This is a genomic window from Halomonas sp. (assembly GCF_041689495.1).
Lineage (GTDB): Bacteria > Pseudomonadota > Gammaproteobacteria > Pseudomonadales > Halomonadaceae > Halomonas.
The window spans coordinates 1-25,811 of sequence record NZ_JBDNGD010000052.1; the positions used below are offsets into that span (position 1 = coordinate 1).

The 25,811-nt window shown below is 64.1% G+C and carries 26 protein-coding genes and 1 pseudogene; 18 read left to right on the forward strand and 9 right to left on the reverse strand.

Annotated features, from left to right (window positions below; all coding sequences use genetic code 11):
- The first annotated feature begins 42 nt into the window (after positions 1 to 42).
- From ACESMD_RS01710 to ACESMD_RS01720, 3 genes are read left to right on the forward strand one after another with little or no spacing between them, the layout of a single operon-like run.
- Entirely contained in the window at positions 43 to 1,242 is a 1,200-nt protein-coding gene (locus ACESMD_RS01710; RefSeq protein ID WP_372609741.1) for a saccharopine dehydrogenase family protein, read from the forward strand.
- Between the two features lie 7 nt (positions 1,243 to 1,249).
- Positions 1,250 to 2,407 (forward strand): carboxynorspermidine decarboxylase, encoded by a 1,158-nt coding sequence (nspC, locus tag ACESMD_RS01715; RefSeq protein WP_372609743.1) that lies wholly within the window; start codon positions 1,250 to 1,252, stop codon positions 2,405 to 2,407.
- Between the two features lie 12 nt (positions 2,408 to 2,419).
- Complete coding sequence (locus ACESMD_RS01720) at positions 2,420 to 3,715, forward strand: aspartate kinase (protein WP_372609745.1); 1,296 nt, start codon at positions 2,420 to 2,422, stop codon at positions 3,713 to 3,715.
- Between the two features lie 6 nt (positions 3,716 to 3,721).
- On the opposite strand, the gene ACESMD_RS01725 is transcribed toward ACESMD_RS01720, so the two are convergent.
- Both ACESMD_RS01725 and gap read right to left on the reverse strand, forming a co-directional pair.
- Entirely contained in the window at positions 3,722 to 4,465 is a 744-nt protein-coding gene (locus ACESMD_RS01725) for a sulfite exporter TauE/SafE family protein (RefSeq protein ID WP_372609747.1), read from the reverse strand.
- Between the two features lie 35 nt (positions 4,466 to 4,500).
- Positions 4,501 to 5,499: a type I glyceraldehyde-3-phosphate dehydrogenase gene (gene gap, locus ACESMD_RS01730; protein WP_372609749.1), complete on the reverse strand. Its 999-nt coding sequence runs from the start codon at positions 5,497 to 5,499 to the stop codon at positions 4,501 to 4,503.
- A 314-nt stretch (positions 5,500 to 5,813) separates the two neighbouring features.
- Between gap and pyk the strand changes: the two genes are divergently transcribed.
- The gene (pyk, locus tag ACESMD_RS01735; protein ID WP_372609751.1) at positions 5,814 to 7,271 is read left to right on the forward strand and encodes a pyruvate kinase; all 1,458 of its coding nucleotides are present in this window, start codon (positions 5,814 to 5,816) and stop codon (positions 7,269 to 7,271) included.
- A 4-nt stretch (positions 7,272 to 7,275) separates the two neighbouring features.
- On the forward strand, positions 7,276 to 7,755 hold the full coding sequence (locus ACESMD_RS01740; protein ID WP_372609753.1) for a methylglyoxal synthase: 480 nt from the start codon (positions 7,276 to 7,278) through the stop codon (positions 7,753 to 7,755).
- An 81-nt stretch (positions 7,756 to 7,836) separates the two neighbouring features.
- Here the strand turns inward: ACESMD_RS01740 and ACESMD_RS01745 are convergent, their stop codons facing one another.
- Positions 7,837 to 8,229 (reverse strand): CrcB family protein, encoded by a 393-nt coding sequence (locus ACESMD_RS01745; RefSeq protein WP_372609755.1) that lies wholly within the window; start codon positions 8,227 to 8,229, stop codon positions 7,837 to 7,839.
- Complete coding sequence (locus tag ACESMD_RS01750; protein ID WP_372609757.1) at positions 8,226 to 8,618, reverse strand: CrcB family protein; 393 nt, start codon at positions 8,616 to 8,618, stop codon at positions 8,226 to 8,228. The genes ACESMD_RS01745 and ACESMD_RS01750 overlap by 4 nt, the downstream gene beginning before the upstream one ends.
- A gap of 278 nt (positions 8,619 to 8,896) precedes the next feature.
- Here ACESMD_RS01750 and ybiO point away from each other — a divergent pair, with 278 nt between their 5' ends.
- Entirely contained in the window at positions 8,897 to 11,194 is a 2,298-nt protein-coding gene (ybiO, locus tag ACESMD_RS01755; RefSeq protein WP_372609791.1) for a mechanosensitive channel protein, read from the forward strand.
- 193 nt (positions 11,195 to 11,387) lie between these two features.
- Here the strand turns inward: ybiO and ACESMD_RS01760 are convergent, their stop codons facing one another.
- Genes ACESMD_RS01760 through hemC form a run of 4 tightly spaced genes read right to left on the reverse strand, consistent with a single transcriptional unit; the run spans position 11,388 to position 15,945 of the window.
- Positions 11,388 to 12,644, reverse strand: a complete 1,257-nt coding sequence (locus ACESMD_RS01760; protein ID WP_372609759.1) for a heme biosynthesis HemY N-terminal domain-containing protein — start codon at positions 12,642 to 12,644, stop codon at positions 11,388 to 11,390.
- On the reverse strand, positions 12,641 to 14,203 hold the full coding sequence (locus ACESMD_RS01765; RefSeq protein ID WP_372609761.1) for a uroporphyrinogen-III C-methyltransferase: 1,563 nt from the start codon (positions 14,201 to 14,203) through the stop codon (positions 12,641 to 12,643). Before ACESMD_RS01765 ends, ACESMD_RS01760 begins: the two co-directional genes overlap by 4 nt.
- A 15-nt stretch (positions 14,204 to 14,218) precedes the next feature.
- A complete protein-coding gene (locus ACESMD_RS01770; RefSeq protein WP_372609763.1) occupies positions 14,219 to 15,004 on the reverse strand; it encodes a uroporphyrinogen-III synthase in 786 nt (261 codons plus the stop codon).
- Complete coding sequence (gene hemC, locus ACESMD_RS01775; RefSeq protein ID WP_372609765.1) at positions 15,004 to 15,945, reverse strand: hydroxymethylbilane synthase; 942 nt, start codon at positions 15,943 to 15,945, stop codon at positions 15,004 to 15,006. The genes ACESMD_RS01770 and hemC overlap by 1 nt, the downstream gene beginning before the upstream one ends.
- A 265-nt stretch (positions 15,946 to 16,210) precedes the next feature.
- Here hemC and argH point away from each other — a divergent pair, with 265 nt between their 5' ends.
- From argH to ACESMD_RS01805, 6 genes are read left to right on the forward strand one after another with little or no spacing between them, the layout of a single operon-like run.
- A complete protein-coding gene (gene argH / locus ACESMD_RS01780) occupies positions 16,211 to 17,620 on the forward strand; it encodes an argininosuccinate lyase (protein WP_372609767.1) in 1,410 nt (469 codons plus the stop codon).
- Positions 17,620 to 17,790: a lipoprotein gene (locus ACESMD_RS01785; RefSeq protein ID WP_372609769.1), complete on the forward strand. Its 171-nt coding sequence runs from the start codon at positions 17,620 to 17,622 to the stop codon at positions 17,788 to 17,790. Before argH ends, ACESMD_RS01785 begins: the two co-directional genes overlap by 1 nt.
- Position 17,791: 1 nt before the next feature.
- Positions 17,792 to 19,063 carry a diaminopimelate decarboxylase gene (lysA, locus tag ACESMD_RS01790; RefSeq protein ID WP_372609771.1) on the forward strand — a complete coding sequence of 424 codons (1,272 nt, stop codon included), beginning with the start codon at positions 17,792 to 17,794 and terminating at the stop codon, positions 19,061 to 19,063.
- Complete coding sequence (gene dapF, locus ACESMD_RS01795) at positions 19,063 to 19,896, forward strand: diaminopimelate epimerase (protein WP_372609773.1); 834 nt, start codon at positions 19,063 to 19,065, stop codon at positions 19,894 to 19,896. Before lysA ends, dapF begins: the two co-directional genes overlap by 1 nt.
- A gap of 20 nt (positions 19,897 to 19,916) precedes the next feature.
- Positions 19,917 to 20,636: a DUF484 family protein gene (locus ACESMD_RS01800; protein WP_372609775.1), complete on the forward strand. Its 720-nt coding sequence runs from the start codon at positions 19,917 to 19,919 to the stop codon at positions 20,634 to 20,636.
- Positions 20,629 to 21,543: a tyrosine recombinase XerC gene (locus tag ACESMD_RS01805; protein ID WP_372609777.1), complete on the forward strand. Its 915-nt coding sequence runs from the start codon at positions 20,629 to 20,631 to the stop codon at positions 21,541 to 21,543. Before ACESMD_RS01800 ends, ACESMD_RS01805 begins: the two co-directional genes overlap by 8 nt.
- Positions 21,544 to 21,568: 25 nt before the next feature.
- Here the strand turns inward: ACESMD_RS01805 and yihA are convergent, their stop codons facing one another.
- A complete protein-coding gene (yihA, locus tag ACESMD_RS01810; protein WP_372609779.1) occupies positions 21,569 to 22,186 on the reverse strand; it encodes a ribosome biogenesis GTP-binding protein YihA/YsxC in 618 nt (205 codons plus the stop codon).
- A gap of 236 nt (positions 22,187 to 22,422) precedes the next feature.
- Between yihA and ACESMD_RS01815 the strand changes: the two genes are divergently transcribed.
- The 6 genes and pseudogenes from ACESMD_RS01815 to ACESMD_RS01840 all read left to right on the forward strand — a co-directional run.
- Positions 22,423 to 23,037, forward strand: coding sequence for a cytochrome c (locus ACESMD_RS01815; protein ID WP_372609781.1), 615 nt, complete (start codon positions 22,423 to 22,425; stop codon positions 23,035 to 23,037).
- A 170-nt stretch (positions 23,038 to 23,207) separates the two neighbouring features.
- Positions 23,208 to 23,840 carry a thiol:disulfide interchange protein DsbA/DsbL gene (locus ACESMD_RS01820; protein WP_372609783.1) on the forward strand — a complete coding sequence of 211 codons (633 nt, stop codon included), beginning with the start codon at positions 23,208 to 23,210 and terminating at the stop codon, positions 23,838 to 23,840.
- Position 23,841: 1 nt separating this feature from the next.
- Positions 23,842 to 24,666 (forward strand): endonuclease/exonuclease/phosphatase family protein, encoded by an 825-nt coding sequence (locus ACESMD_RS01825; protein ID WP_372609785.1) that lies wholly within the window; start codon positions 23,842 to 23,844, stop codon positions 24,664 to 24,666.
- 96 nt (positions 24,667 to 24,762) lie between these two features.
- Positions 24,763 to 24,975, forward strand: a complete 213-nt coding sequence (locus ACESMD_RS01830) for a TRAP transporter small permease subunit (RefSeq protein ID WP_372609787.1) — start codon at positions 24,763 to 24,765, stop codon at positions 24,973 to 24,975.
- Positions 24,976 to 24,990: 15 nt separating this feature from the next.
- A pseudogene (locus tag ACESMD_RS01835) lies at positions 24,991 to 25,311 on the forward strand (TRAP transporter small permease subunit); the annotation flags it as partial.
- On the forward strand, positions 25,311 to 25,811 hold a 501-nt coding region (locus tag ACESMD_RS01840; protein ID WP_372609789.1), incomplete at its 3' end, for a TRAP transporter large permease subunit. The pseudogene ACESMD_RS01835 and the gene ACESMD_RS01840, both read left to right, overlap by 1 nt.

Genomic DNA, 25,811 nt, shown 5'->3' on the forward strand with positions numbered 1-25,811 from the left:
CCTATCATCGTTGAACATTTCTCGATCTGGATTCGAACCCTCATGAGCAAAGTCCTGATTATCGGCGCCGGCGGCGTCGGTGGCGTTGTCACCCACAAGTGTGCCCAGCATCCGGAGGTCTTCTCGGAGATCTGCCTGGCGAGCCGGAACCAGGCGAAGTGCCGTACCATTGCGGCCCAACTGGAGCGTCCCATCCAGACGGCCGAAGTGGATGCCGATGACGTCGAGGCACTGGTCGCGCTGATCGAGTCCTTCCAGCCGGATGTGCTGATCCACGTGGCCCTGCCCTATCAGGACCTGACCATCATGGAGGCCTGCCTGCGCACCGGCGTGCCCTATCTGGATACCGCCAACTACGAGCACCCGGACGAGGCCAAGTTCGAGTACAAGGAACAGTGGGCCTTTCAGGACCGTTATGCCAAGGCGGGCAACATGGCCACCTTGGGCTGCGGCTTCGACCCGGGCATGACCAACATCTACTGCGCCTATGGCCAGAAGAATCTGTTCGACGAGATCCACCGCATCGACATCCTGGATGCCAACGGCGGCGACCACGGCTACCCCTTCGCCACCAACTTCAATCCCGAGATCAACATCCGCGAGATCACCGCCAAGGGCCGCTACTGGGAAGAGGGCGAATGGAAGGAGACCGCACCGCTGGCCGAGAAGCGCACCTTCGACTTCGACGGCATCGGCGAGAAGGACCTCTACCTGCTCTACCACGAGGAGATGGAGTCCCTGTCACAGAATATCCGCGGCCTCAAGCGAATCCGCTTCTGGATGACCTTCTCGGAGAAGTACATCACCCACCTCAAGGTGCTCGAGAACGTCGGCATGACCAGCATCGAGCCGATCGAGTTCGATGGTCGCCAGATCACCCCGCTGCAGTTCCTCAAGGCGGTGCTGCCGGACCCGGCTTCGCTTGGTCCGCGCACCAAGGGCAAGACCAACATCGGCGTGATTCTCGACGGCATCAAGGACGGCAAGCGTCGCAAGGTGCACCTCTACAACATCTGTGACCATGAGGCGTGCTACAGGGAAGTGCAGTCCCAGGCCATCTCCTATACCACCGGCGTCCCCGCGGTAACCGGGGCCATGCTGATGCTGGAAGGTCTGTGGAAGGGCGATGGCGTGTTCAACGTCGAGCAACTCGACCCGGACCCCTTCATGGCACGTATCGGTGACATGGGCCTGCCCTGGCAGATGGTCGAGCTCGACTCCGACACCGACCCCCTGGCCTGATCGCGAGATGAGCGACATCGATTACCCCTTCGATATCCACGCCTGTCCCTCGCCGGCCTATGTGATCGACGATGCCTTGCTGCGCAAGAACCTGGAACTGCTGGGACAGGTCCAGGAGCGCAGCGGCGCCAGGATCCTGCTGGCCCTCAAGGGCTTCGCCATGTGGGACTGTTTTCCCATGATTCGCGACTACCTGGTGGGTACCACGTCCAGCGGCCAGGATGAGGCGCGACTGGGCGCGGAAACCTTCGGTGGCCAGGTGCACGTCTACTCGCCGGCCTTCACCGGTGAGGAGATGCAGGTGGTGCTGCGCTATGCGGACCACCTGAGCTTCAACTCGCCGGGGCAGTGGCGGCATTTTCGCGATACCGTGGCGGCGGCGTCGCGACCGGTCTCCTGCGGCCTGCGTGTCAACCCGGAATATTCCACCGGCGCGGTACCCCTCTATGATCCCTGCGCCCCGGGATCGCGCCTCGGCACCCGCGCCGCGGACCTCGCCCCGGCGGATCTGGAGGGATTGGAGGGCCTGCATTTCCATGCCCTCTGCGAGCAGAACAGCGATGCCCTGGAACATACGCTGGACGCCTTCGAGGCTCATTTCGGACCCTATCTGGCCGGCCTGTGCTGGGTGAACTTCGGCGGCGGCCACCATATCACCCGTGCCGACTACGACATCGAGCGGCTGGTGCGGGTGATCCGCGACTTCAAGGCGCGCTATCCACACCTGACGGTTTATCTGGAGCCGGGCGAGGCGATCGCGCTCAATACCGGCTACCTGGTGTGTACGGTGCTCGATACCGTCGTCAACGAGGGCACCATCGCCATCCTCGACACCTCCGCCACGGCGCACATGCCCGACGTCCTGGAGATGCCCTACCGGCCGGAGATCATCGGTGCCGGCGAGCCCGGCGAGAAGGCCCACACTTATCGCCTGGGCGGCCTGACCTGTCTCGCCGGCGATGTGGTGGGCGAGTACAGCTTCGACGCCCCGCTCACCATCGGCGACCGCCTGATGTTTACCGACATGGCCCACTACACCATGGTCAAGACGACCACCTTCAACGGCATCCGCCTGCCGTCGATCTGCCGGATCGACGAAGCTAGCCGCCGGGTGCGCACGGTTAAGACCTTCGGGTACGAGGATTACCGGCAACGACTCAGCTGAGGGAAACAAGAGATGACCAAGGTCTTCAAGTTTGGTGGCGCTTCGATCAAGGACGCCGCAGCGATCCGCCACCTGGGCGAACTGCTGGGGGGCTTCCGGGGTCACCCTCTGGTCGTGGTGATCTCGGCCATGGGCAAGACCACCAACGCCCTTGAGGCCCTGCTCGAGGCCATGCGCAGCGACCAACAAGATGACTACCGTGACCGCCTCGAAAGGCTCGAGGCCGATCACCTCGCCACCGTCGAGGCGCTGTTCGGTTCCGAGGCCGGTGACCTGCGTGACCGGATCCGGTCGCTCTTCGCCGAACTGGACCAACGGCATCGCGCCTATTGCCATGAAGACCGTGCGCTTCACTATGACCAGACCATCGGCTATGGAGAGCTGCTCTCGACCACCATCGTCGCTGCCTGGCTCGAGGAAAGCGGCATCGCCACCCGCTGGCTCGATGCCAGGGACCTGATCATCACCGATGCCAGCCACCAAGCCGCCAATATCGACTGGCAGGCCACGGCTCAACGCGTAGGCGAGCTGGAAGTCGACAGCGAAAAACTGCTGGTCACCCAGGGCTTTATCGGCAGCACCCGCGACGGGCTTTCCACCTCCCTGGGCCGGGAAGGCTCGGATTTCAGTGCCGCCATCCTCGCCTACTGCCTGGACGCCGAAGACGCCACCTTCTGGAAGGACGTACCGGGACTCTTCAATGCCGACCCGCGACGCTTCGACAACGCGGTGCCGCTGGCACACCTCTCCTACGCCGAGACCATCGAGCTGGCCTGGCATGGCGCCAAGGTCATTCATCCCAAGACCCTGGCCCCATTGCAGCGCAAGTCAATTCCCCTGGTAGTTCGCTCCTTCGAGACACCCGACGCAGCGGGCAGCCTCATCGATGACGATACCCGGAATGACGGCGAGCATCCCGCCTGCATTCTGAGCGAGGGACAGACACTGCTGGAGGTCCACCCTCGCGACCTGGCCTTCATGGACGAGGCGCGGCAATACCACATCCTCGGCCGGCTGGTGGAGGCCGGGCTGCATGCCGAGCTGATCGATGGTGGTGCCACGCGACTCCTGCTGTGCCTGGACAGTCATCCCGCCCGCCTGGAACAACTCGTCCAGTCGTTGAGTGTCGACTATGACATGGCGCGCCAGGACGACCTGACGTTGCTGACCGTGAGGCACCCTTCAGCCTCTCTGCTGGCGGGGCTCAGCGAGGGGCGCGAGATCCTCGCCGAGCGGCGCAATGCCACCACCGCCCAGTACCTGTTCCACACGCGGGAGTGTCCGGAGGCCTGGCATATCCCGGAATAACGGGCCTCACCCCAACGCCTTGGCGATCAACTGGACCCCGACCACCGCCATGGCCAGGATCACCAGCCGGTAGAAGAGCACCTCGCTGACCCGATGTTGCAGCCAGATGCCACTTCTTACCCCGAACCAGGCCACGGGCACCAGGACGAGAGAGGCCCAGGCACTGGTGAAGTTGATCTCGCCCAGCCAGAGGTAAGGGCCGAGCTTCATCAGGTTCACCACGGCGAAGGCGATCGCGATGGTGGCAATGAAAGCCTCCTTGCTCAAGCGTCGAGGAATCAGGTAGAGGTTGAGGGGCGGTGCCCAGGCATGGGCCAGGAAGCTGGTGAAGCCGCAGCCGATCCCCGAGGGCAGCGCCCAGGCGGATGAGATTGGCCGTGAAACCGCGGGACGAACCAGCATATAGAGCGCAAAAACCAGCGACATCAGGCCCAGCAGCAACCGCACCCCATCCTCGTTGAGGCTACCGATCGTCAGGGTGCCGATCACGACACCGATGGCCATCCCCGGCACCAGTCGCCGCACTTCGGCCATGTCGTGATGTCCCCACCAGGCCTTCACCGTGAAGGCATCCATGACCAGCAGGAGCGGCAGCAGGAGACCGGCCGCCTCGATGGGGCCGATGGCCAACGCCATCAGGGGTACCGAGAGCGTCCCGAATCCACCAGCGAAGCCGCCCTTGGAAACGCCGGTGAGATAGGTCGAGAAGAAGATCACTGACCAGGCAAGCCAGGAATAGTCAGGCAGCACGGGGTGTTCCCTGTCATGGACGTGAAAACGCCCTGTCAGGCGTTATGCATGGCCAGGCCGGTATCCAGCATGCGGTTGGAAAAGCCCCATTCGTTGTCATACCAGGCCATGATCTTGACCAGGCGACCATTCACACGAGTGTGATTAGTATCGAAGATGGAAGAATGAGCATCATGGTTGAAATCGATGGACACCAGCGGCTGTGAGTTCGCCGCCAGCACTTCCGAGGAGGCGGCGGCCTTCTCGATGGCCGCGTTGATCTCCTCCCTGGTGGTCTCACGACCCGCCGTGAAGGTGAGATCGACCAGGGAGACGTTGATCACCGGCACGCGCACGGCCAGGCCATCGAACTTGCCTTCCAGTTCGGGCAGCACCTTACCCACGGCGGCAGCGGCCCCGGTCTTGGTCGGAATCATCGACTGGGTCGCGCTGCGGGCGCGATAGGGGTCCTTGTGGTAAACATCCGAAAGATTCTGGTCATTGGTATAGGCGTGTACCGTGGTCATCAGGCCGCTCTCGATCCCCACCGTATCGTTGAGCACCTTGGCGACCGGGGCCAAACAGTTGGTGGTGCAGGAGGCATTGGAGACCACCCGGTGTTCGGGCTTGAGCATCTGCTCGTTGACCCCGTAGACCACCATGATGTCGGCATCCCCGCTGGGGGCCGAGATCAGTACCCGCTGCGCACCAGCGGTGATGTGCTGGGACGCGGCCTCGTGGGTCGTGAACAGTCCCGTGCACTCCATCACCAGATCGACGCCCAGGTCTTTCCAGGGCAGCCTGGACGGATCACGCTGTGACAAGATGGCAATGCGATCCTCGCCCACGGTCATGCTGGACTCGTCATGTTCTACGTTATAGGGGAAGTGACCGTGTACGCTGTCATGGCGGAGCAGATGAGCATTGAGCGCAGGGTCACCCAGATCGTTGATGGCAACCACTTCCACGCGACTCCGGTAGTCATTCTCGTAAAGGGCGCGCAGCACGTTGCGGCCAATGCGACCAAAGCCGTTGATGGCGATCTTGAGCGTCATGATGTCTTTCTCCTTATGCCGTTATGCAGTGGTGTCGGTTGTCGTGGATAACCCGATGGACCACGAACATGTCCCATAATGTGGTGCAATTGGGCCAAGGACTCAAGATTTTTTTAGTAATTTTACAACATTTTGCCCCTCAAGTGGCCCTCACCTACCCAGGATCACCTGCATATTTTCGTTTTTAAAGAGCCGAAAATGCCATTTGGTGCGACGCATAAAAGAATAGACGCAATAACGTGATGTAGTAAACTTACCAGTAAAGCGGTAGCATGGTCCCGACAACAATCATTGCCCGACCGAAGGAGCCCACGATGCCCACCACTCCCTTGCATGACCCCATTCGCCGCACCAAGATCGTCGCCACCCTGGGTCCCGCCAGTGACCGGAAGGGCGTACTGGAAGCCATGATCGCCGCCGGCGTCGATGTGGTCCGCCTCAATTTCTCCCACGGCAATGCCGACGACCACCGCCAGCGCCTGACCCGAGTGCGCGAAATCGCCAACCGCCTCGGCCGCAGTGTGGCGGCGCTGGGCGATCTTCAGGGGCCCAAGATCCGCATCGCTCGTTTCAAGGAAGGCACCGTAGAGCTCGAGGAAGGCCAGTCCTTCATCCTCGATATGGCGCTCGATGCCGACCTCGGCGACGCTACCCGGGTCGGCTGTGACTACAAGACCCTGGCCGACGACGTCGCCCCAGAGGATCGCCTGTTGCTTGACGACGGTCGTCTGGTGCTCGACGTCAACCGTGTGGCCGACCACCTGATCCACACCAGCGTGGTGGTGGGCGGTACCCTCTCCAACAACAAGGGGATCAACAAGCAGGGTGGCGGTCTCTCGGCCCCGGCGCTGACCGAAAAGGACAAGGCCGACCTCGAGACAGCCATCGAAATCGGAGTGGATTACCTGGCGATTTCCTTCCCGAGAACCGCCGGGGACATGCAGCAGGCGCGTGAGCTGCTTGGCGAACGCGGCAAGGACATCGGTCTGGTCGCCAAGCTAGAGCGGGCCGAGGCGGTGGCCAACGACGAGACGCTCGATGGCATCATCCGCGCCAGCGAGGCGGTGATGGTGGCGCGTGGCGATCTCGGCGTGGAGATCGGTGACGCCAAGTTGATCGGTACCCAGAAACGCATCATCAAGCACGCACGCACCCTCAACCGGGCGGTGATCACCGCCACCCAGATGATGGAATCGATGATCGACTCGCCCTTGCCCACCCGAGCAGAGGTGTTCGACGTGGCCAATGCGGTGCTCGACGGTACCGATGCGGTGATGCTCTCCGCCGAGACGGCCGCCGGCGACTACCCGGTGGAAACCATCGAGGCAGTCGACAGGGTCTGCCTGGGGGCCGAGCGCGAACGGATGATCCAGGAATCCGGTCACCGCATCCATGAGGGCTTCTCCCAGATCGACGAAACCATCGCCCTCTCGGCCATGTATGCCGCCAACCACCTCTCCGGTGTGGCGGCCATCGCCTGCATGACCGCCTCCGGCTATACCCCCCTGATCGCCTCGCGGATCAGTTCCGGCCTGCCCATCATCGGCCTGGCCCACAACCCCATCGCCCAGCGACGCATGGCGCTCTACCGCGGGGTGGTTTCGCTGCCCTTCGATACCAGCGAGATGACCGCCGAGGAACTCAACGACAAGGCACTGGTACGCATCGTGGAGCATGGCGTTGCCGAACCCGGTCACCATGTGATCCTGACCCGCGGCGATCACATGAACGCCCACGGTGGCACCAATACCCTCAAGATCCTCGAGGTATAAGGCCATGTCCGATATACGTCCACGGCCCAGCGTTCGCCGGACCCTGCCGGCCCGCAAGCGCATCGCACTGATCGCCCATGACGGCAAGAAGACCGAACTGCTGGAATGGGTCACATGCTGGCGAGAGACCCTCGCCGACCATGCACTGGTCGGCACCGGGACAACGGCCAGCCGCATCACGCGCGAGCTGGGCCTCGAGGTCGATGGCCTCATGAGCGGGCCGCTGGGCGGCGACCAGCAGATCGGCACCCTGATCACCGAGGAGAAGCTAGACCTGCTGATCTTCTTCTGGGACCCCTTTGCTCCCCAGCCCCATGATCCGGACGTCAAGGCCCTGTTGCGCCTGGCCGCCCTGTGGAACATCCCGGTGGCCTGCAATGCCGCCAGTGCCGACTTCCTGATCAGCTCACCCTGGCTCGACAAGACCTGCGAGATGTCCATTCCCGATGCCGGTGCCTGGGTGACCGACCGCTCCACGGTATGATCTTGGCAGGACGAGACCGCAGCAACCACGGGTCAGCGAGAAGAAAGACGGCGAGATAAAAGTTGAGGATTGAGGTGGCCATCAGCCACGGGTCATGGTGGCGCGATGACCGGTGCGATAGCCGTGCCAGGCCGCCGTCAGCCATAGCGGAACGCTCACCAGCACATAGCCCAGCGCCAGCCAGGGATGGTCCTGGTCTAGCAACTGCAGCGTTTCTAAGCTGAACAGCGAGAAGGTAGTTAAGCCACCGCAGAACCCCGCCACCAGGAAGGGCTGCCAACGCGCCACCCGCCCGGTGGCACGACCCGAGGCATAGGCGACGAAGGCGGCGATCAGCCAGGAACCCAGGATGTTGACGGTCAGGGTCGCCCAGGGAAAGCCCGGGCTCCATGATGCCAGGGAGATCAGGTAGCGAAGCGAGGAGCCCAGGGCACTGCCGACTCCCACCGCCATGTAGCCACGCCAGGCCGTCATGCCGAACCACCTGCCAGCCACCATCCGACGCCCAGTGCCATGAAACCCGCCACCAGGGTGACAGTGACATTGGCCACTGCCATGAAACGGCGACCCTGCTGCCATAGCGCCAGGGTCTGCAGGCTGAAGGAGGATACCGTTGTATAACCTCCCAACAGGCCGATGGCCGCAAACTGCCACCCCGGGCCGTCTCCACTCGGGGTCGGCAGTCCCAGCGAGCCTGCCAGTACCCCCATGGCCAGGGCGCCGCTGAGATTGACGACCAGGGTGCCCCAGGGAAAGCGGGTGCCGACCCACCGGCCGATGAGGTCACCCACGGCTAGTCGACCCATGCCGCCCAGGGCACCGCCGATCGCCACCCAGAAGACGGCGAGGAACCCGAATGCCATCTCAGCCTCCGCGACAGCGGGAAAACGAAATAAAAAAAGCCACCCGGATGGGTGGCAAAGGAGTATCGCACGCTTGCCCGGGAAAGGTGAATCATCACCCAAGCCACAAGCCTATGAGAACATTATTACACGAAACACCAATTATGTATAATTATTGTACATATAGGCCTAACACAAGAACCAGAGTCGAGGTCGCGGCAGAAAATCCGTATCATGCCGAAAGATTACCAAGACCCCATTGGTCATACGCCAAGCGAGGAGGAGACAGCGTGACCCCGATGCGAGCCTTTCCCCTGATTCTGGGCTGGCTGTTGATTGCCCTGATGGTATTCACCAGCCCCGTCCATGCCCAGCAGGCCGAGACCGGTGCCGAACCACCCGCCTATTCCACCCTGGCGGCACTCCTGGAGAACGAAGAGTCTCGCCAGCAGCTGATCGACCAGCTGCGCGGCATGGCCGATGAGGCCCAGCCCCAGGCCGTCGAGGAGGTGTCGGCCGAGCCATCGCTGCCACGCCAGCTGGCCCAGGCCACGAGCCGCATCGCCGGCGATATCGGCAGCCAGTTCGGCGATGCCGTTGGAGCGATGGCGGGCCTGTTCACCGGTGGCGTCGAAGACAGCACCTTCGACACGGCGGCCTTCACCAGCGCTGCGATCAACCTGGGGCTGGTGATTCTCGCCACCTTCGTGTTGTTCGTCGCCTTCCGGCGCCTGGCCAAGCCGTTATTCACGAGCGTCAGCCAGTGGTCACTCAACGGTGCCGGTCTGACGCCCGTCCTTCGCCTGGTCATCTGTGTGGCCCTGGCCGCCGTCGTGGACGTGCTGATCGTGGCGCTGGCCTATGTAGGCGGCAACCTGATCGCCACCTTCGCCGTCGGGGAAACCGGCGAACTCTCGACCCGGGCCTCGCTGTTCCTCAACGCCTTCCTGGTGATCGAACTCCTCAAGGTTGGGGTACGCATGCTGTTTTCGTCTCGCTACGAGGGGCTGCGCCTGCTGCCGATCTCGGCCGATGAGGCCTCCTACTGGAACCGCTGGGTCGCCCGCTTGATCGGCATTGTCGGCTACGGCCTGATGGTCGTGGTACCGCTGATCAATGCCTACCTGGCTCCCACCCTGGGCGAGAGTATCGGCACCCTGATCATGTTCGTGGCCTTCATCTATGCGGTCACGGTGGTGCTGGCCAATCGGGTACGCTTGCGCGCTGCCATCAACGAAAAGGCAAGCCGCACCAGCATGGCCGCTACCCGTGTCTCGCTGCAGCTGTTCGCCCGCACCTGGCACTTCTTCGCTCTGGCCTATTTCCTGATGGTCCTGGTGCTGACCCTGACACGCCCCGCGGACGCCCTGCCCTTCGTGCTCTTCGCCACCCTCAAGACCCTTGCGGCCGTAGTGGTGGGCCTGCTGGTCTCGAGCTTGCTGACCCAGACCATCGGTCGCCGTATCCGCCTGGGCGACGATCTGCGCCGCAAGCTCCCGCTGCTGGAGCCGCGACTCAACAGCTATGTGCCCAATGCCCTGCGTGTCCTGCGCACGGTCATCCTGATCGCCGTCATCATGATCGTGCTGAACTCCTGGGGCGCCTTCGACCTGGCGACCTGGTACGCCTCCGAGGCGGGACGCGGACTGGTTGGCAAACTGGTCAGCGTGGCGGTGATTCTGGTGGTTGCCGTGGCCGTCTGGTTGGGCCTGGCCAGCCTGATCGAGCACAAGCTCAACCCGGAGACCGGCGGCGGCGTGCCCTCGGCCCGGGCGCGGACCCTGCTGGCGCTGTTCCGCAACGCCCTGGCCATCGCCCTGATCACCATGACGGTGATGATCGTGCTGGCCGAGATCGGCATCAACATCGGCCCGCTGATCGCCGGTGCCGGTGTTCTGGGCCTGGCCATCGGCTTCGGCTCACAGAAGCTGGTCCAGGACATCATCACGGGCATCTTCATCCAGGTGGAGAATGCCATGAATACCGGGGATGTGGTCACGGTAGGGGGCGTTACCGGCACCGCCGAGAAGCTCAGCATCCGCTCGGTGGGCATTCGCGACCTCTCCGGCACCTACCACATCGTGCCCTTCTCCAGCGTGGACACCGTTTCCAATTATATGCGCGAGTTCGGCAACCATGTGGGTGAATACGGTATCGCCTACCGGGAGAGCATCGATGATGCCATCGAGCAACTGCAGCTGGCCTTCGAGGATCTCCAGGCCAGCGAGGAGCACGTCCACAAGCTGCTGGCACCGCTCACCGTCGCTGGCGTCGTTGCCCTGGCCGACAGCTCGGTGAACATCCGGGTGGTGATCAAGACCACGCCGGGCGACCAGTGGGGCGTGGGCCGTGCCTACAACCGCTTGGTCAAGCTGCGCTTCGATGAGGCCGGCATCGAGATCCCCTTCCCGCACACCACGCTCTATTTCGGCGAGGACAAGGCAGGCCAGGCCCCCGCGGCCAATGTGCGGGTACTGGAGTCGCGAGCCACAAAGAAGCAAACGGATGCCGCCTCGTCCACCGCGCACGGCGATGGTCAGGAGATTACCAACCCCGAGCACGAGAAACCCAGCGACGGCGATGTCGAAGTGACTTGAGGGTCTGTCGCTTGCCGGGACCACAAAACGAAGCCATGGCCGTATGCCGGATATGCCGAAGGCGCATCCGGCAAGACAGGCCGATAGACCAGGGCCCGGCAGGGAAAGCGGATCCGCTAGCGAAACGCTGACTACATGCAAAAGGGGCGCCGAAGCGCCCCCGTGGAAGTGGAGTGGGAAGGTTGCCGCTGACTCAGGAGGCCTTGGCCTTCTTGTCGGCCTTGGACTCGTCACTTGCCTCGCTGGGCTGTGGCAGGGAGGGCAGGGACTTGTCGAGCAGTTCGACACTCTGGCGGTAGTACAACTGGCTCTTGTTGTGCTCGCCGAGATTGGCGAAGAGTCTGGCCAGTTCGGCACAGACCACGCCGCTCGGGCGCTGGCGCTGACTCGCCTCGAAGTACTCCTGAGCCTTGCCCCAGTAGGCATTGCGCAGCGACAAGCGGCCCAGGGTCAAGAGCAGGTCGGGGTCATTGGGCCGTTCCTGCAACCACTTCTCGGCATAGACCAGCTGGCGCGACGCATCCACGTCGAGCAGGCCGTAGCGCAACACCAGGCGGGTATCCCAGTGCTCCTTGAGGGAATGACGCAGCAGGCGTTCGGCGATGGGTTCCTGGCCACCACGCACCAGCGCCTCGGCGTAGAGCACGATCAGGTCGGTATTGGTCCGCAGGTGGTCAGGCATGTCCGCCCAGAGGCTGCGAACCCGCTCGATGTCGCCGCCCTCGCGGGCCTCATGGACGATCAATTCGCGATAGGCCTGAAGCTCCAGCTGCTCGCGTTCTTCACGGGCGATCAGGTGTTGGGCACCCAACCGCGGCATCAGGCGCCGCAGTCCGTCCCAGTCGCTGACACTGATATAGACCTGCTTGAGCTGCTTGAGCACCTGGGGATGGTTGGGCAGGTGGCGATCCAGCCGCGTGAGGATGGCCAGGGCCTCCTCGTACTGCTGGCGGTCCAGCATCAACTGGGCCTGCATCATGCCCACAGCGGTATCAGCCCCCTCGGTGCTGAGGTGAGCCCGCTTTAGCAGGGTGTCGGCCTGGTCGTAACGGCCCTGGTAGTGAGCCGCCAGAGCCGCCGAGAGGTAGTTGACCAGAGGGGTGCTGGAATCATCGGCGGCCTTGACCAGGGACTTCTCGGCCCGCTTCCAGCGCCCCTCGGCCAGGGCCACCAGGCCGCGGACGGTCCGCTTCATGGCATTGCGGTTGCGAGTGCGACTGTTCCACACCTTGAAGCGGCTCACCGGACGGGAGAGTCGCGTCAGGATACGCAGGCCGAAGTGCAGGACGACAAAGGCCGCCAGCAGGATGACCAGACCGAACCAGAAGGAGGTCTGCATCGAGGTGTCGCCCACCCGAACCAGCCAGTAGCCGGGTAGAGACACCATCAACTGGCCGAACAGCGCACCGAGCGCCAGGCCCAGGACGACGATCAGGATAAGCTTTCTCATGCGTCATCTCCCTGTTCGCTGCGCGAACCGAAACGACGCTCGATGAAACTGGCCAGCGCCTGCTGGGAACCGCTGATATCCGGCAACTCGGGACGAATATTCTCCGTCTTGAGCTCCTCCAGACGCGTGATGACGGCCTGCACCTCTTCGCGGTCGGTGGCGTAATAGGCGTTGATCATGGACAGCACCTTGTCGATGCTGGCCTCGAAGAGCTCCTGCTCTTCCTTGAGCAGGGCGAGCTGGGACTGCTCGAGCACCAGACGGGCACTCTGGCGCAGGTAGGACTCCTGCTCCGGGGTGATCAGGGATTCCATGGCCTCGTCATGGTGGCGGATCACGACCAGATCCTTGAGCTCCTGGCCGAACCGGGACAACTGTTCCTGCCACTCACCGGTGGGGGCTTCCTCCATACCCGACCGGGCGGGGATCTCTTCCAGCTCGCGGGACAGCGGCAGCATCGCCAGCCGCTCCTGCTGGGCATTGAGTGCCAGGTAGATGCCGGTGCGGTCGACCTGGGGGACACCATCCAGAATCGACAGCTCGGAGGCGATGGCACGACGCACGGAGAGCAGTGCCGGGTTCTCGGCCTCGCTCAGGCGCTCATCGGCGGTGCGCAGCAGGGCGGCAGCGCCCTCGACATCGCGTTCGAGCTGCAGGCGCTGGTTGGCCAGGCGCAGGAGGTAGGCCGCCTCGGCATGCAGCCATTCACGGGCATCCGGTTCCTGTTCGCTGGAAAGCTCGTCCAGCACCTGATCCAGCGTCTCGTCTACCTGGCTGCGATAGCTGGTGAACTCGGACTCGAGTTCCGACAGGGCATTGTCCAGCACCGCATCGCGCTCGGTTTCGTTCTCCTCCAGGCGATTCTCCAGGGCGGTCAGCTCGTCGGACGTGGCGGCCTGGGAACTGATAGATTCCACCTCGGCGAGACGCGCCTGCTGGGCCTGCAGCTTTTGCCAGCCCTGCCAACCGAAGAAGAGACCGATGAGGCCGAGCAATATCACCAGCACCAGGGCGACGGGACCACTCTTGCTCTTGCCCCCGCCCTTGCCTCCACCCTCGGCGGCAGCGGGCGGCCTGGGGCTTCCGCCACCAGCGCCACCGGAAGCTGCGCCGGGCTTGCTGGAGCCGGACGACGAGGCAGCGGGCTTCTGGCTCGGCTGGTCGCCAGGCTCGCTGTCCTTGTCTGCTGCCTTGTTGTCTCCCGGCTTGGTGTCCGCTGCCTTCGGGTCTGCCTTTTCGGCGGGACTCTTCTGCTCAGGACTCTTCTGCTCAGAAGTCTTGGGATCAGCCGCCTTGGGATCGCTCTTCTTGCCGTCATCCGCTTTAGACGCGCCGGGCGTTGCCGGCGACCCCGCGGAGGGCGCCGCCGCTGCATCCGGTCCGGCTGCCCTGTTCGAGGACGAGGCCGCCTGATCCGCTCGACCACGGCGCCGGGAGCGGCCCTTGCCGCTCGCGTCACCCTTGTCGGCTTCGCCGCCGCGAGTTCCCGAGGCCTCACCGTCCCGCGCCGGGTCGGATGGCGTCTGCTTTTCGTGTTGATCGTTTGGTTGCTTGCTCATCTGTCGCTAGCCCTTTTAGAGATCGTCTTGATCGACATCGGCATCCTCCGAGTCGCAGGCCGTTGCCACGGCTGCCGTCAAAGCGGCGGGCGTGGCACCGAGCGCCACGACGGGGGCACGGAACCCAAGCTTGTCAGCCAGTGTAGTCAACCGAGCACTGGAAACGATTAGCGGTTGGTTCAACGCGGCATTACCACACCATCTTGCCAGATGTTCGAGAATTTCTCCGCTACTCACCACCAACGCCTGAAAATCCCCCCTCGCCAGGCGCCGTTTGATGGCCGGTGAGGGTTCCAGCGTGCATCGGCGATACACCGCCAGCCTCGTGAGACGCGCGCCGCGAGCCACCAGGGTCTCGGCCAGCAGGCGGCGTCCTCCTTCCCCGGCCACCAGGAGGACTCGCTGATCCTGTAATGACTGCAGCGAGGCGAGTCCCAACAAGGCCTCACTGGTGTCCTCGCCGGCCTCGGCGGCTGGCAGATGGACCCGCACCCCCAGGTGTTCATGGAGGATCGCCGCCGTCGCGGCGCCGACAGCATAGTAGGCCAGACCCACCGGGAACTGCGGCCAGTACCGATCCATCGCCTCGACCAGCCATTCGGCGGCGGCGGGACTGATCACCAGCACGCGCTGGAAATGGTCAATATCCAGCATAGCCGATCTCATGTCGGGCGTTTCAGCCAGGGTCTCCAGGCGCATGACCGTGATTCGCTCCACCGGCCAGCCGGCGCTGGCAATAGCGTCCGAGAGTACATCGCCTCGCTTGCCGGGGCGAGTCACCAGCACAGGAGGCGCAGCCATCAGATCGCGCCGTAGACCTCGGCGAGGATCTCGCCGGCCCCCTGATCGAGCAGGTCCTCGGCCACGCGTATCCCCAATGCCTCGGGTTCGTGAATCGATCCGCGGCCTTCGGCGCGCAGCACCTGGGTGCCCTCTGGGTTGCCCACCAGGGCCCTGAGCCACAGCGTCTCGCCATCGGCATCGAAGATGGCATGACCGCCAATGGGTACCTGGCAACCCCCTTCCAGGCGAGTGTTCATGGCACGCTCGGCACGCACCCGAGTGGCGGTGGCCGAATCGTCCAGCGGCGCCAGAAGGCTGATCAACTCGGTATCGTGCATGCGACATTCGATACCCAAGGCTCCCTGGCCACAGGCCGGCAGACAGATCTCAGGTGATAATTCCTGGGTGACGCGGTCATCCAGCCCCAGGCGTCTGAGGCCGGAGGTCGCCAGCAGGATGGCATCGAACTCGCCGTCGTCCAGCTTGCTCAAGCGTGTCTGGACGCTCCCACGCAGGGTGAGCACCTCGAGGTCCGGGCGCAACTCGCGCATCTGCAGGGACCGTCTCAGGCTGGAGGTGCCGATGCGTGCCCCCTGGGGCAGGGCATCCAGCGTGGCATGGTGATTGGAAACGAAGGCATCCGTGGGCTCGGCCCCTTCCAGGATCACCGAGAGACCAAGCCCCTCGGGGAAATGCATGGGGACATCCTTCATGGAATGCACCGCGATCTCGGCGCGACCGTCGAGCATCGCTTCCTCGAGTTCCTTGACGAAGAGCCCCTTGCCGCCGACTTTGGCCAGCGGGGTATCGAGGATCTTGTCGCCACGGGTCGACAGCGCGACCAGCTCGACCTCCAGGCCGGGATTGGCGGCCATCAGGCGATCACGGACGTGCTCGGCCTGCCACATGGCCAGCTGACTCTTGCGCGTGGCGATTCGCAGCTTGGTAATGGTCTGCACCTGGCGCTCCCTGTTCCGGCCCATCCGAGGCGGCGCTGCTCGACAGTCGAGGCCGCCCGATGACCGGTGATCTTGGTATGGATGATGCCATCATAAAGCACCCGAGGGAGCAGGAAAAATTCCGCGCCTCCGACACGGCACCGCCGATAGCGCCCACTCGCCAGCCCTGCCGACTCTGGTACACTCCCTGCCATGTCCCGGCAGCGTCACGGCGGCGCGACGACGGGCCCCGATACCCTCTCTGTCATGCAGGATGACCAGCGCGATGAGCCCAAGCCCGACGAGCAACAGCACCAACCAATCCTGGGGCGGACGCTTCAACGAGCCCACCGACGCTTTCGTCGAGCGTTTCACCGCCTCGGTGGACTTCGACCGGCGCCTCGCCTTCCATGACATTCAGGGCTCCGTTGCCCATGCCACCATGCTGGCCCGGGTCGGGGTACTCGACGAGGAAGAGCGTGACGCCATCCTGAGCGGACTCGAGGAGATTCGCGGCGAGATCGAGCGGGGCGAATTCGAGTGGTCCGTGCAACTCGAGGATGTTCACATGAACATCGAGGCGCGACTCACCGACAAGATCGGCATCACCGGCAAGAAGCTGCATACCGGCCGGTCGCGCAATGACCAGGTGGCCACGGACATCCGCCTCTTCCTGCGTGACGAGATCGACATCGTGGCCGGAGAGCTGACCCGCCTGCGCCGAGGACTGATCGAGCTGGCCGACCGCGAGGCCCACACCATCATGCCCGGCTTCACCCACCTGCAGACCGCCCAGCCAGTGACCTTCGGTCACCACCTGCTGGCCTGGCAGGAAATGATCGCCCGTGACCACGAGCGGCTGCTCGACTGCCGCAAGCGGGTCAACGTCATGCCCCTGGGCGCCGCGGCCCTGGCCGGCACGACCTATCCTATTGATCGTCACGTCACCGCCGAGTTACTGGGCTTCGAGCGACCATCGGAAAACTCCCTGGACGCCGTGAGTGATCGCGACTTCGCCATCGAATTCACGGCCTTCGCCAGCGTGCTCTTGATGCACTTGTCACGCATGAGCGAGGAACTGGTGTTGTGGACCAGCGCCCAGTTCGACTTCATCGACCTGCCCGACCGCTTCTGCACCGGCTCATCGATCATGCCGCAGAAGAAGAATCCCGACGTGCCCGAGCTGGTACGGGGCAAGACCGGTCGCGTCTACGGCCATCTGATCGGCCTGCTGACCCTGATGAAGTCCCAACCCCTGGCCTACAACAAGGACAACCAGGAGGACAAGGAGCCGCTGTTCGACACCCTGGACACCGTCAAGGGCTGCCTGCGCGCCTTCGCCGACATGGTGCCGGCCATCGAGGCAAGGAAGGAGTGCATGTATGAGGCGGCACGTGGCGGCTTCTCCACCGCCACCGATCTGGCCGACTACCTGGTGCGCAAGGGCGCGGCCTTCCGCGACGCCCACGAGATCGTCGGCCAGTCGGTAGCCTATGGCATTCGTCACCGCAAGGACCTCTCCGAGATGACGCTCGAGGAACTCAAGCAGTTCTCGGCGCTGATCGAGAGGGACGTCTTCGAGGTGCTGACCCTGGAAGGGTCGGTGGCCGCACGCAACCATATCGGTGGCACCGCCCCTGACCAGGTGCGTGCCGCCGCCCAGCGTGCCAGGGATGTCCTGGCAGGGAGCGTCTGATGCGCCTCTTCCTCGCACGCCTGGCAATCCTGATGATCCTCATGGCACTGGGCATGGCCCTGGCGGGCTGTGGCCAGAAGGGGCCGCTCTATCTGCCGAGCGACGAGGCGGCCACCGAACAGTATGCCCCCCGCGACGCCGTCGACGCGTCCGACGACAGCGAGAGCTAGCATGGACCACTTCAACTATCGTGACGGCCTGCTCTATGCCGAGGATGTCCCGCTCAGTCGCATTGCCGACGAGGTCGGCACGCCATGTTATGTCTACTCCAAGGCGACGCTGGCGCGCCATTTCCGCGCCTATACCGAGGCACTGGGCGGCCACCCGCACCTGATCTGCTATGCGGTGAAGGCCAATTCAAACCTGGCGGTGCTGGGACTGCTGGCACGCCTGGGTGCCGGCTTCGACATCGTATCAATGGGCGAGCTGGAACGGGTACTGGTGGCCGGCGGCGACCCGGCCAGAGTGGTCTTCTCGGGCGTGGCCAAGCAGGAAGCCGAGATGGCCCGGGCGCTGGAAGTGGGCATCAAGTGCTTCAACGTCGAATCGCGCCCGGAACTGGAGCGCCTGAACGCCGTCGCCGCTAGCCTCGACAAGGTGGCGCCGGTATCACTGCGCATCAATCCCGACGTGGACGCCGGCACCCATCCCTACATCTCAACCGGGCTCAAGAACAACAAGTTCGGCATCCCGGTCGACGAGGCCCTGGCGGTCTATGAACTGGCCTCCCACCTGCCCCATCTGAAGGTGGTAGGTCTGGATTGCCATATCGGTTCCCAGCTCACCGACCTCGCTCCCTTCCTGGATGCCCTGGACCGGCTGCTGGTGCTGCTCGCCAGGCTGCGCGAACAGGGCATCGAGGTGGAACACCTGGACCTGGGCGGCGGCCTGGGCGTGCCCTATCGCCACGAACACCCGCCCCACCCCTTCGACTACGCCACCGCCCTCCTGGAGCGCCTCGCCGAATGGAAGGGCAGCGAGCGCCTGACCCTGCTTTTCGAGCCAGGACGCTCCATCGCCGCCAATGCCGGAATCCTGTTGACTCGGATCGAGTTCCTCAAGCCCGGCGAGACAAAGAATTTCGTCATCGTCGATGCCGGCATGAATGACCTCATCCGCCCCGCCCTCTATCAGGCCTGGCAGGCCATCCTGCCGGTGGACACCCGCCGCCCCCGCGACAGCGCCACCTATGACGTGGTCGGCCCGGTCTGCGAGACCGGCGACTTCCTGGGCAAGGAGCGGGAACTGGCCATCGCCGAGGACGACCTTCTGGCGGTGCACTCCGCCGGCGCCTACGGCTTCGTCATGGCCTCGAACTACAACAGCCGGCCGCGCCCCGCCGAGGTGATGGTCGACGGCAACCAGGCCCATCTGGTCAGGCGCCGGGAACGCCTCGAGGATCTGTGGGCCGGCGAGGCACTGTTACCCGAGGAAGACGCCTGATGCTGCTGCACTTCACCAAGATGCAAGGACTCGGCAACGACTTCATGGTCGTCGATCTGGTGACCCAGCGTGCTCGCCTCCAGGATGACCAGATACGCCAGCTGGCCGACCGCCGCTTCGGCATCGGCTTCGACCAGCTGCTGGTCGTCGAGCCGCCCCGGGACCCGGACATGGACTTCCGCTATCGGATCTACAACGCCGACGGCCGCGAGGTGGAGAACTGCGGCAACGGCGCTCGCTGCTTTGCCCGCTTCGTGCGCGACAAGCGTCTGACCCACAAGCACGAGATCCATGTCGAGACCGCCGGCGGCCCCCTTACCCTGGTCGTCGAGAACGACGGCCAGGTGAGGGTGGACATGGGCGTTCCTCGTTTTGCTCCCCAGATCATCCCCTTCGAGGCCAATGAGGACCGCATGCGCCACGACATTGATGTCGAGGGCGAGCGTCTCGAGATCGGCGTGGTCTCCCTCGGTAACCCCCACGCCGTCCTCGAAGTGGATGACGTCGATACGGCGCCGGTGGCGCGGCTGGGGCCGGCCATCGAAGCTCACCCGCGATTTCCCAGGCGCGTCAATGCCGGCTTCATGCAGGTCGTCTCTGCCCACGAGATTCGCCTGCGGGTCTACGAGCGCGGCACCGGCGAGACCCTGGCATGCGGCACCGGCGCCTGTGCCGCGGTAGCCTGGGGGATCCGCCAGGGGTGGCTGGAGAGTCCCGTCAGCGTGCATTTGCCCGGCGGCGACTTGCGTATCGAGTGGGGCGGCGACGAGACTCACCTGACCATGACCGGTCCCGCCGAGCGCGTTTTCGATGGACGCATCGCCCTGATCTGAAGCCCCGAGGAGAAGTCCGCATGTCGCCAGCCGCTCCCGAACCCCGCAAGACCCTTGACCCCGACAGAGTGGCCGAGTGGCTGGCCCGCCATCCGGACTTCTTCGTCGGCCGCGAGGGACTGCTGCAGCAGTTGCGGGTCCCCCACCCCGAGGCAAGGGGCACGACGTCGCTGCTCGAGCGTCTGGTCCATGACCTGCGCACCCGCGCCGAACAGGCCGAATGGCGACTCGAACAGCTACTGGAATCCGCCCGGCACAATGAGGCCCAGTATCGGCGCACCCGAGAGCTGATGCTGGCCCTGCTCGAGGCCGAGAGCAACGATGCCCTGGGCGAGGCCCTCGCTACCCAGCTGAGTGAACGCTTCCAGACCCCCTCGGTGGCCCTCTGGTGCCCGGCCAGCCTGACCGATGCCGAACCGAGGCCGCCCCAGGCGCCGCGTCACGTGCTTGACGACCATTCAGGCCAACGCCTGGCCGCGCTACTCGATGGACGTGTCAGCCGCTGCACACGACTCACGCCCACCGACTGGAAACGCCTGTTGCCCCATGATCCGGCACCGCGCAAGTCAGGCTCCTGTGCCCTGACCCGCCTGACCCTGGGCGAGCCCATGGGTTATCTGGTGCTGGCCAGTCCCGACCCGGACCACTTCCGTGCCAGCATGGACACGCTGCTCACAGAATATGTCGGTGAGGTCGTCGCCCGATTGCTGGTGAGGCTGAGCGGCGCCTCCCATGACTGAAGCGCCGCTAGATACGGAGGTCACCCGTTTCCTGGAAGGGCTTGCCCGTACCGCCAGTCCGGCCACGGTCAAGGCCTACCGACAGGACCTCTCGGCGCTGACCCGCTTTCTCGAGGCCCAGGCGATTCACGACTGGTCATCTCTCGATGTGGGCCTGTTGCGACGCTTCCTGGGCAGCGAGCGGAGCCGCGGCCTGGCCTCGCGCAGTCTTGGCCGACGCCGAGCCGCCCTCTCGCGCTTCTCCAATCACCTGGTCGCGGCCGGACTCCTTGCGCACAACCCTGTGGTCCTCACCCGGGCACCGCAGGCGTCGAGGCACCTGCCCAGACCCCTGGATGTTGACCAGTTGGCACGCTTCCTCGACACCCCTGGCGACGGCTCACCCCTGGCAGTCCGCGACCAGGCCATGCTCGAGCTTTTCTATTCCAGCGGCCTGCGCCTGGCCGAGCTGGCCGGACTCGACCTCGGCGACCTGCAGAAAAGACGCGTGCGAGTGCTCGGCAAGGGCCGCAAGCCACGCCAGGTGCCGGTGGGCAGCCGGGCGCATCAGGCCTTAGAGGTCTGGCTGAAGGTAAGGGGCGCTTTGGCCGGTGAAGGCGAGACCGCGCTCTTTGTCGGGCGTCGTGGAGTCCGCCTCGGCCACCGCGCCATCCAGAAACGCCTGGCCGAGCTGGCCAGGACTCGGGGGCTGGCCGAACACCTGCATCCCCACCGGCTACGCCACTCCTTCGCCAGCCATCTGCTGGAATCCAGCCAGGACCTGCGTGCCGTGCAGGAACTGCTCGGCCATGCCAACCTTTCCACCACCCAGGTCTATACCCGCCTGGACTGGCAGCACCTGGCGGCCAGCTATGATGCGGCCCATCCACGCGCCAGACGCCGTCCTGATGACGACGAGAAGGCCTGACCCACGACCCCTGCCGACCACTGGATCAACCGGCAGGCTCACCCGTCAGCCAGAGGTCGAGACGCGCGTGGGCCTCGTCGACTCCCTGGTGCTTGAGAGCCGAGAAGAGTTGGAGACTGACCAGATCCTCCCATTCGCGCAGACGGCTACGCACCTGATGCAGGGCATTCTTCGCGGCACCGGACTTCAGCTTGTCGGCCTTGGTCAGCAGGATATGCACCGGCATCGCCTTGTCATCGGCCCATCCCAGCAGGGTCTGGTCGAATTCCGACAACGGATGGCGAACATCCATCACCAGCACCAGGCCACGCAAGGAGGCGCGACGCCGGAGGTAATCGGAAAGATGATGCTGCCATTCGCGTTTCACCGCTTCCGGGACCTTGGCGAAACCGTAGCCCGGCAGGTCCACGAGTCGACGCTCCAGGTCGTCGCCCAGGGAAAAGAAATTGATCAGTTGGGTGCGGCCCGGGGTCTTGGAGGTACGAGCCAGCGCTTTCTGATGAGTCAGGGCATTGATCGCACTGGACTTGCCTGCATTGGAGCGGCCGGCGAAGGCAACTTCGGCACCGGTATCGGCGGGGCAGGTCGACAGGGTCGGTGCACTGATCAGAAATCGGGCGTTCGGGTAATGAAGTCGCGACATGGCGAGCGGGTCCTGACGATGGTAGAAGATGACAGGGTCGAGACTTGCATTACCGCGGCCGGGGTGATTGGTTATAATGCAGTGTCATTTCATCTCCGACCCGGGGGCTTAGTGTATCATCGCGCCCTCGACGTCCGCGAACCAACACAGCGGCAGTCCGGCCTCGACAGGCTTCGCGACAGGCCGCACTCAGGGTACGTACCGCTCAAACAACGTAACGGGACAGTGGAAAAGCGATGAGAAAGTTACTGGCAAGCCTGGCAATCACCTTGGGCGCCGCAGGCGCCGCCCACGCCGATCTCGCGGCCGACGCCGATGCAGCAGCAGGACAGGAGAAGGCGCAGAGCTGCGCCGCCTGTCATGGCCAGGCAGGCATCAGCCCCGCCTCCGCCTTCCCCCACCTGGCCGGGCAGCAGATGTCCTATCTCGCCAAGCAGATCATGGATATCCGCGATGGAAACCGGCAAGTGGCCCAGATGGCCGGGCAGGTGGATAACTTCTCCGATCAGGATGCCTGGGACGTGGCCGCCTACTTCGCCGAGCAGGACGCCAACATCGGCCAGGCCGACCCCGAGCTGATCGCCCGGGGCGAGGAACTGTACCGCGCCGGCGACATGGCCAAGGGCATCCCCGCCTGCGCGGCCTGCCATTCGCCGACGGGGGACGGCATCGGCACCGCTGTCTATCCGGGACTCTCCGGCCAGTTCGCCGAGTATACCGTCGCCACCCTGCAGAACTTCGCCGCCGGTGAACGCGCCAACGACCCCAATGCCATCATGCGCGACATCGCCTCCAAGTTGAGCGATGCCGATATGGAAGCGGTCGCCAACTACGTCCTCGGCCTGCACTGAGCAGCGTAATACGGGTTAATCCGAGCGAGGAGGGCGGCCTGGGCCGCCATACTCGCTCAGGAGCCCTGACAGCAGACGGCCGAGGCCGGGAACCCTGTACGCCCGGGGTGTTCCAAGGCATCGACACCTGCGGATGTCGCTTGTTACAAGACAATGGAGAACAGTCTAAGATGTTCAAGACCCTGATGATCGCCCTGGCGGGACTCGGCTTTTCCACCCTGGCCTCGTCAGCCTCCCTGGTAGAGGGCCAGCACTACGAAATGCTGCCCGAGTCCATCGACACCAGCGTCGCGGAAGACCAGATCGAGGTCCGCGAGGTCTTCTGGTACGGCTGCCCGCATTGCTACAACCTGGAAGACCCCCTGAATGCCTGGGTTGCCGAACAGCCCGAGGATGTCGCCTTTCTGCGCATGCCGGCCACCATGGGCGGTGACTGGAACAAGCATGCGATCGCATTCTATGCCGCCCAGGAACTCGGGATCCTCGACGCCATTCACGACGATTTCTTCCATGCTATCCACGAGAACGGACGGGGCCTGACCGAGGTCGACGATGTCGCCGAATTCTTCAGCGACTATGACGTCAGCGAGGATGAGGCTCGCCAGGCCCTGAAATCCTTCGGCGTCAGGAACCTGGTCAACCAGGCACACAACCGCATGCGCACAATGCAACTCAGGGGCGTCCCCGCTCTGGTGGTCGATGGTCGCTACCTGGTAAGCCCGAGCAGCGCCGGAAGCCTGGAGAACATGCCACAGATTGCTGGTGCCCTGGTCGAGAAGGTCCGCGAGGAGCGTGCAGACTGAGATGTCGCATCTGGCCGATGCCAGGACGTTGCCACTGGAAGGCGGCCATCTCAAGCTGCTCACCTTCAACCTTCAGGTGGGCATCCAGACGTCTGCCTACCACCACTACCTGACCCGGAGTTGGCAACATCTCCTGCCCCATCCCAAGCGCCAGCGACGCCTGGACATGATGGGGGAGGTCATGGGGCGATTCGACATCGTCGGCCTTCAGGAAGTCGATGGCGGCAGCTTCCGTTCCGGCCAGGTCAACCAGGTCAAATATCTGGCCGCCAGGGCGGGCTTTCCGCATCACTTCCAGCAGCTCAATCGCAACCTGGGCCGCATCGCCCAGCACAGCAATGGCCTGCTCTCGCGTCTGACCCCGAGCCGGATAGAGGAGTATCGCCTGCCGGGGACCCTGCCCGGTCGTGGTGCCATCCACGCCCGCTTCGGTGAGGGGCCCGATGCCCTGCATCTCTTCGTCGCCCATCTGGCGCTCAGCCATCGCGGCCGCGAACGCCAGCTCGACTACCTGAGCGAGATCATCCAGCCACTGCGTCATGTCGTGGTGATGGGCGACCTCAACTGCACCCCGGAACAGCTCCATGGACATCGACGCTTCGTCGCCTCGCTGCCTCTCCACCCGGTGCGCCCCCTGCTCAGCTATCCCTCCTGGCAGCCCCGACGGGCACTGGACCACATCCTGTTGTCCGACTCCTTGCAGGCCGACGATGTGCGGGTACTAGATCATCTCTTCTCCGATCACTTGCCCGTCGCTGTCGATGTGAGAATGCCGCCCGCCTGCCTGCAGGCCCTCAAGGGAATGCAGAAGGACGAGGTGTACTGAGCCCTGTGCCGGTACCAGCCTGAAACGCTGCGGGGATGACGATCGACGTCGAATCGGCGATGATGCGAGCCTTTTCCTGCTTATGCGAGAGGTCCAATGACAGCCGCGACACCCGAACCCGCCCTGCTCGCGAGGCTCGATGCCTTTACCGACCTGGTCGGGCGCGGCATCGCCTGGTGCGTGATCGTCATGATGGTGGTGCAGTTTGCCATCGTCATCCTGCGTTACCTGTTCAGCATCCACAGCACCGCGATGCAGGAATCGGTGATTTACCTGCATGCCATGGTCTTCATGCTGGGTGCCGCCTAGACCCTTCGCCACGATGGCCATGTCAGGGTGGACATCTTCTACCGCCGACTGTCCGCCCGCGGCCGAGCCTGGATCGACCTCGGCGGCACCCTCTTCCTGCTGATTCCGGCGGTGGTCTTCATCAGCCTTTCCAGCCTGGGCTATGTGCGCAGCAGCTGGGTGATCCTCGAGCGCTCCCCTGACGGCGGCATTCCCGCCGTCTTCCTGCTCAAGACCCTGATCCTGGTGATGATGGCACTCTTGATGCTCCAGGCCATCGCCCAGGTAATCCGTCAGGTGGCGATACTGCGCGGTCGACTGCCAAACCACAGGCCGAGCCATGAGGAGCGGCTCTAGTGCTGGTGAATCTCCTCGACTTCATTCCCCTGATGCTCTTCGCGGCTGTCTGCGGTGTCCTGATGCTGGGCTACCCGGTGGCCCTTTCCCTGGCGGGCACCGCCTTGATATTTGCCGGAATCGGCTACCTGCTGCTCGAACTGGGCGTGCCGATACCCTTCGAGATCGGGTATATGGGCGCCATGCCCAGCCGCCTCTACGGGATCATGACCAACCAGACGCTGCTTGCCGTACCGCTGTTCGTACTGATGGGCGTGCTGCTTGAGAAGTCGAGGGTCGCTGCCACACTGCTCGATACCATGGCCCTGGCCTTCGGCACCCTGCGCGGTGGCCTGGGGATCGCCGTGATCCTGGTGGGCATGCTGCTGGCCATCGCCTGGCTGAAACCCTCGATGGCGCCCCCTGCCGACCGGGAAGAACTGATGCAGGACCTGGGGCATACCGGCAGCCTCTGGCCGCTGCTGCTCAAGAGCCTCGTTCCCCCCATCCTGTTGATCGTC

What these genes read in the sequence shown, in the direction of transcription:
- ACESMD_RS01710 (WP_372609741.1), top strand. Translation starts at nt 43, where the DNA reads ATGAGCAAAGTCCTGATTATCGGCGCCGGCGGCGTCGGTGGCGTTGTC.
- nspC (WP_372609743.1), top strand. Translation starts at nt 1,250, where the DNA reads ATGAGCGACATCGATTACCCCTTCGATATCCACGCCTGTCCCTCGCCG.
- ACESMD_RS01720 (WP_372609745.1), top strand. Translation starts at nt 2,420, where the DNA reads ATGACCAAGGTCTTCAAGTTTGGTGGCGCTTCGATCAAGGACGCCGCA.
- gap (WP_372609749.1), bottom strand. Translation starts at nt 5,499, where the DNA reads ATGACGCTCAAGATCGCCATCAACGGCTTTGGTCGCATTGGCCGCAAC.
- pyk (WP_372609751.1), top strand. Translation starts at nt 5,814, where the DNA reads ATGCCCACCACTCCCTTGCATGACCCCATTCGCCGCACCAAGATCGTC.
- ACESMD_RS01740 (WP_372609753.1), top strand. Translation starts at nt 7,276, where the DNA reads ATGTCCGATATACGTCCACGGCCCAGCGTTCGCCGGACCCTGCCGGCC.
- ACESMD_RS01745 (WP_372609755.1), bottom strand. Translation starts at nt 8,229, where the DNA reads ATGACGGCCTGGCGTGGCTACATGGCGGTGGGAGTCGGCAGTGCCCTG.
- ACESMD_RS01750 (WP_372609757.1), bottom strand. Translation starts at nt 8,618, where the DNA reads ATGGCATTCGGGTTCCTCGCCGTCTTCTGGGTGGCGATCGGCGGTGCC.
- ybiO (WP_372609791.1), top strand. Translation starts at nt 8,897, where the DNA reads ATGCGAGCCTTTCCCCTGATTCTGGGCTGGCTGTTGATTGCCCTGATG.
- ACESMD_RS01760 (WP_372609759.1), bottom strand. Translation starts at nt 12,644, where the DNA reads ATGAGAAAGCTTATCCTGATCGTCGTCCTGGGCCTGGCGCTCGGTGCG.
- ACESMD_RS01765 (WP_372609761.1), bottom strand. Translation starts at nt 14,203, where the DNA reads ATGAGCAAGCAACCAAACGATCAACACGAAAAGCAGACGCCATCCGAC.
- ACESMD_RS01770 (WP_372609763.1), bottom strand. Translation starts at nt 15,004, where the DNA reads ATGGCTGCGCCTCCTGTGCTGGTGACTCGCCCCGGCAAGCGAGGCGAT.
- argH (WP_372609767.1), top strand. Translation starts at nt 16,211, where the DNA reads ATGAGCCCAAGCCCGACGAGCAACAGCACCAACCAATCCTGGGGCGGA.
- ACESMD_RS01785 (WP_372609769.1), top strand. Translation starts at nt 17,620, where the DNA reads ATGCGCCTCTTCCTCGCACGCCTGGCAATCCTGATGATCCTCATGGCA.
- lysA (WP_372609771.1), top strand. Translation starts at nt 17,792, where the DNA reads ATGGACCACTTCAACTATCGTGACGGCCTGCTCTATGCCGAGGATGTC.
- dapF (WP_372609773.1), top strand. Translation starts at nt 19,063, where the DNA reads ATGCTGCTGCACTTCACCAAGATGCAAGGACTCGGCAACGACTTCATG.
- ACESMD_RS01800 (WP_372609775.1), top strand. Translation starts at nt 19,917, where the DNA reads ATGTCGCCAGCCGCTCCCGAACCCCGCAAGACCCTTGACCCCGACAGA.
- ACESMD_RS01805 (WP_372609777.1), top strand. Translation starts at nt 20,629, where the DNA reads ATGACTGAAGCGCCGCTAGATACGGAGGTCACCCGTTTCCTGGAAGGG.
- yihA (WP_372609779.1), bottom strand. Translation starts at nt 22,186, where the DNA reads ATGTCGCGACTTCATTACCCGAACGCCCGATTTCTGATCAGTGCACCG.
- ACESMD_RS01815 (WP_372609781.1), top strand. Translation starts at nt 22,423, where the DNA reads ATGAGAAAGTTACTGGCAAGCCTGGCAATCACCTTGGGCGCCGCAGGC.
- ACESMD_RS01820 (WP_372609783.1), top strand. Translation starts at nt 23,208, where the DNA reads ATGTTCAAGACCCTGATGATCGCCCTGGCGGGACTCGGCTTTTCCACC.
- ACESMD_RS01825 (WP_372609785.1), top strand. Translation starts at nt 23,842, where the DNA reads ATGTCGCATCTGGCCGATGCCAGGACGTTGCCACTGGAAGGCGGCCAT.
- ACESMD_RS01830 (WP_372609787.1), top strand. Translation starts at nt 24,763, where the DNA reads ATGACAGCCGCGACACCCGAACCCGCCCTGCTCGCGAGGCTCGATGCC.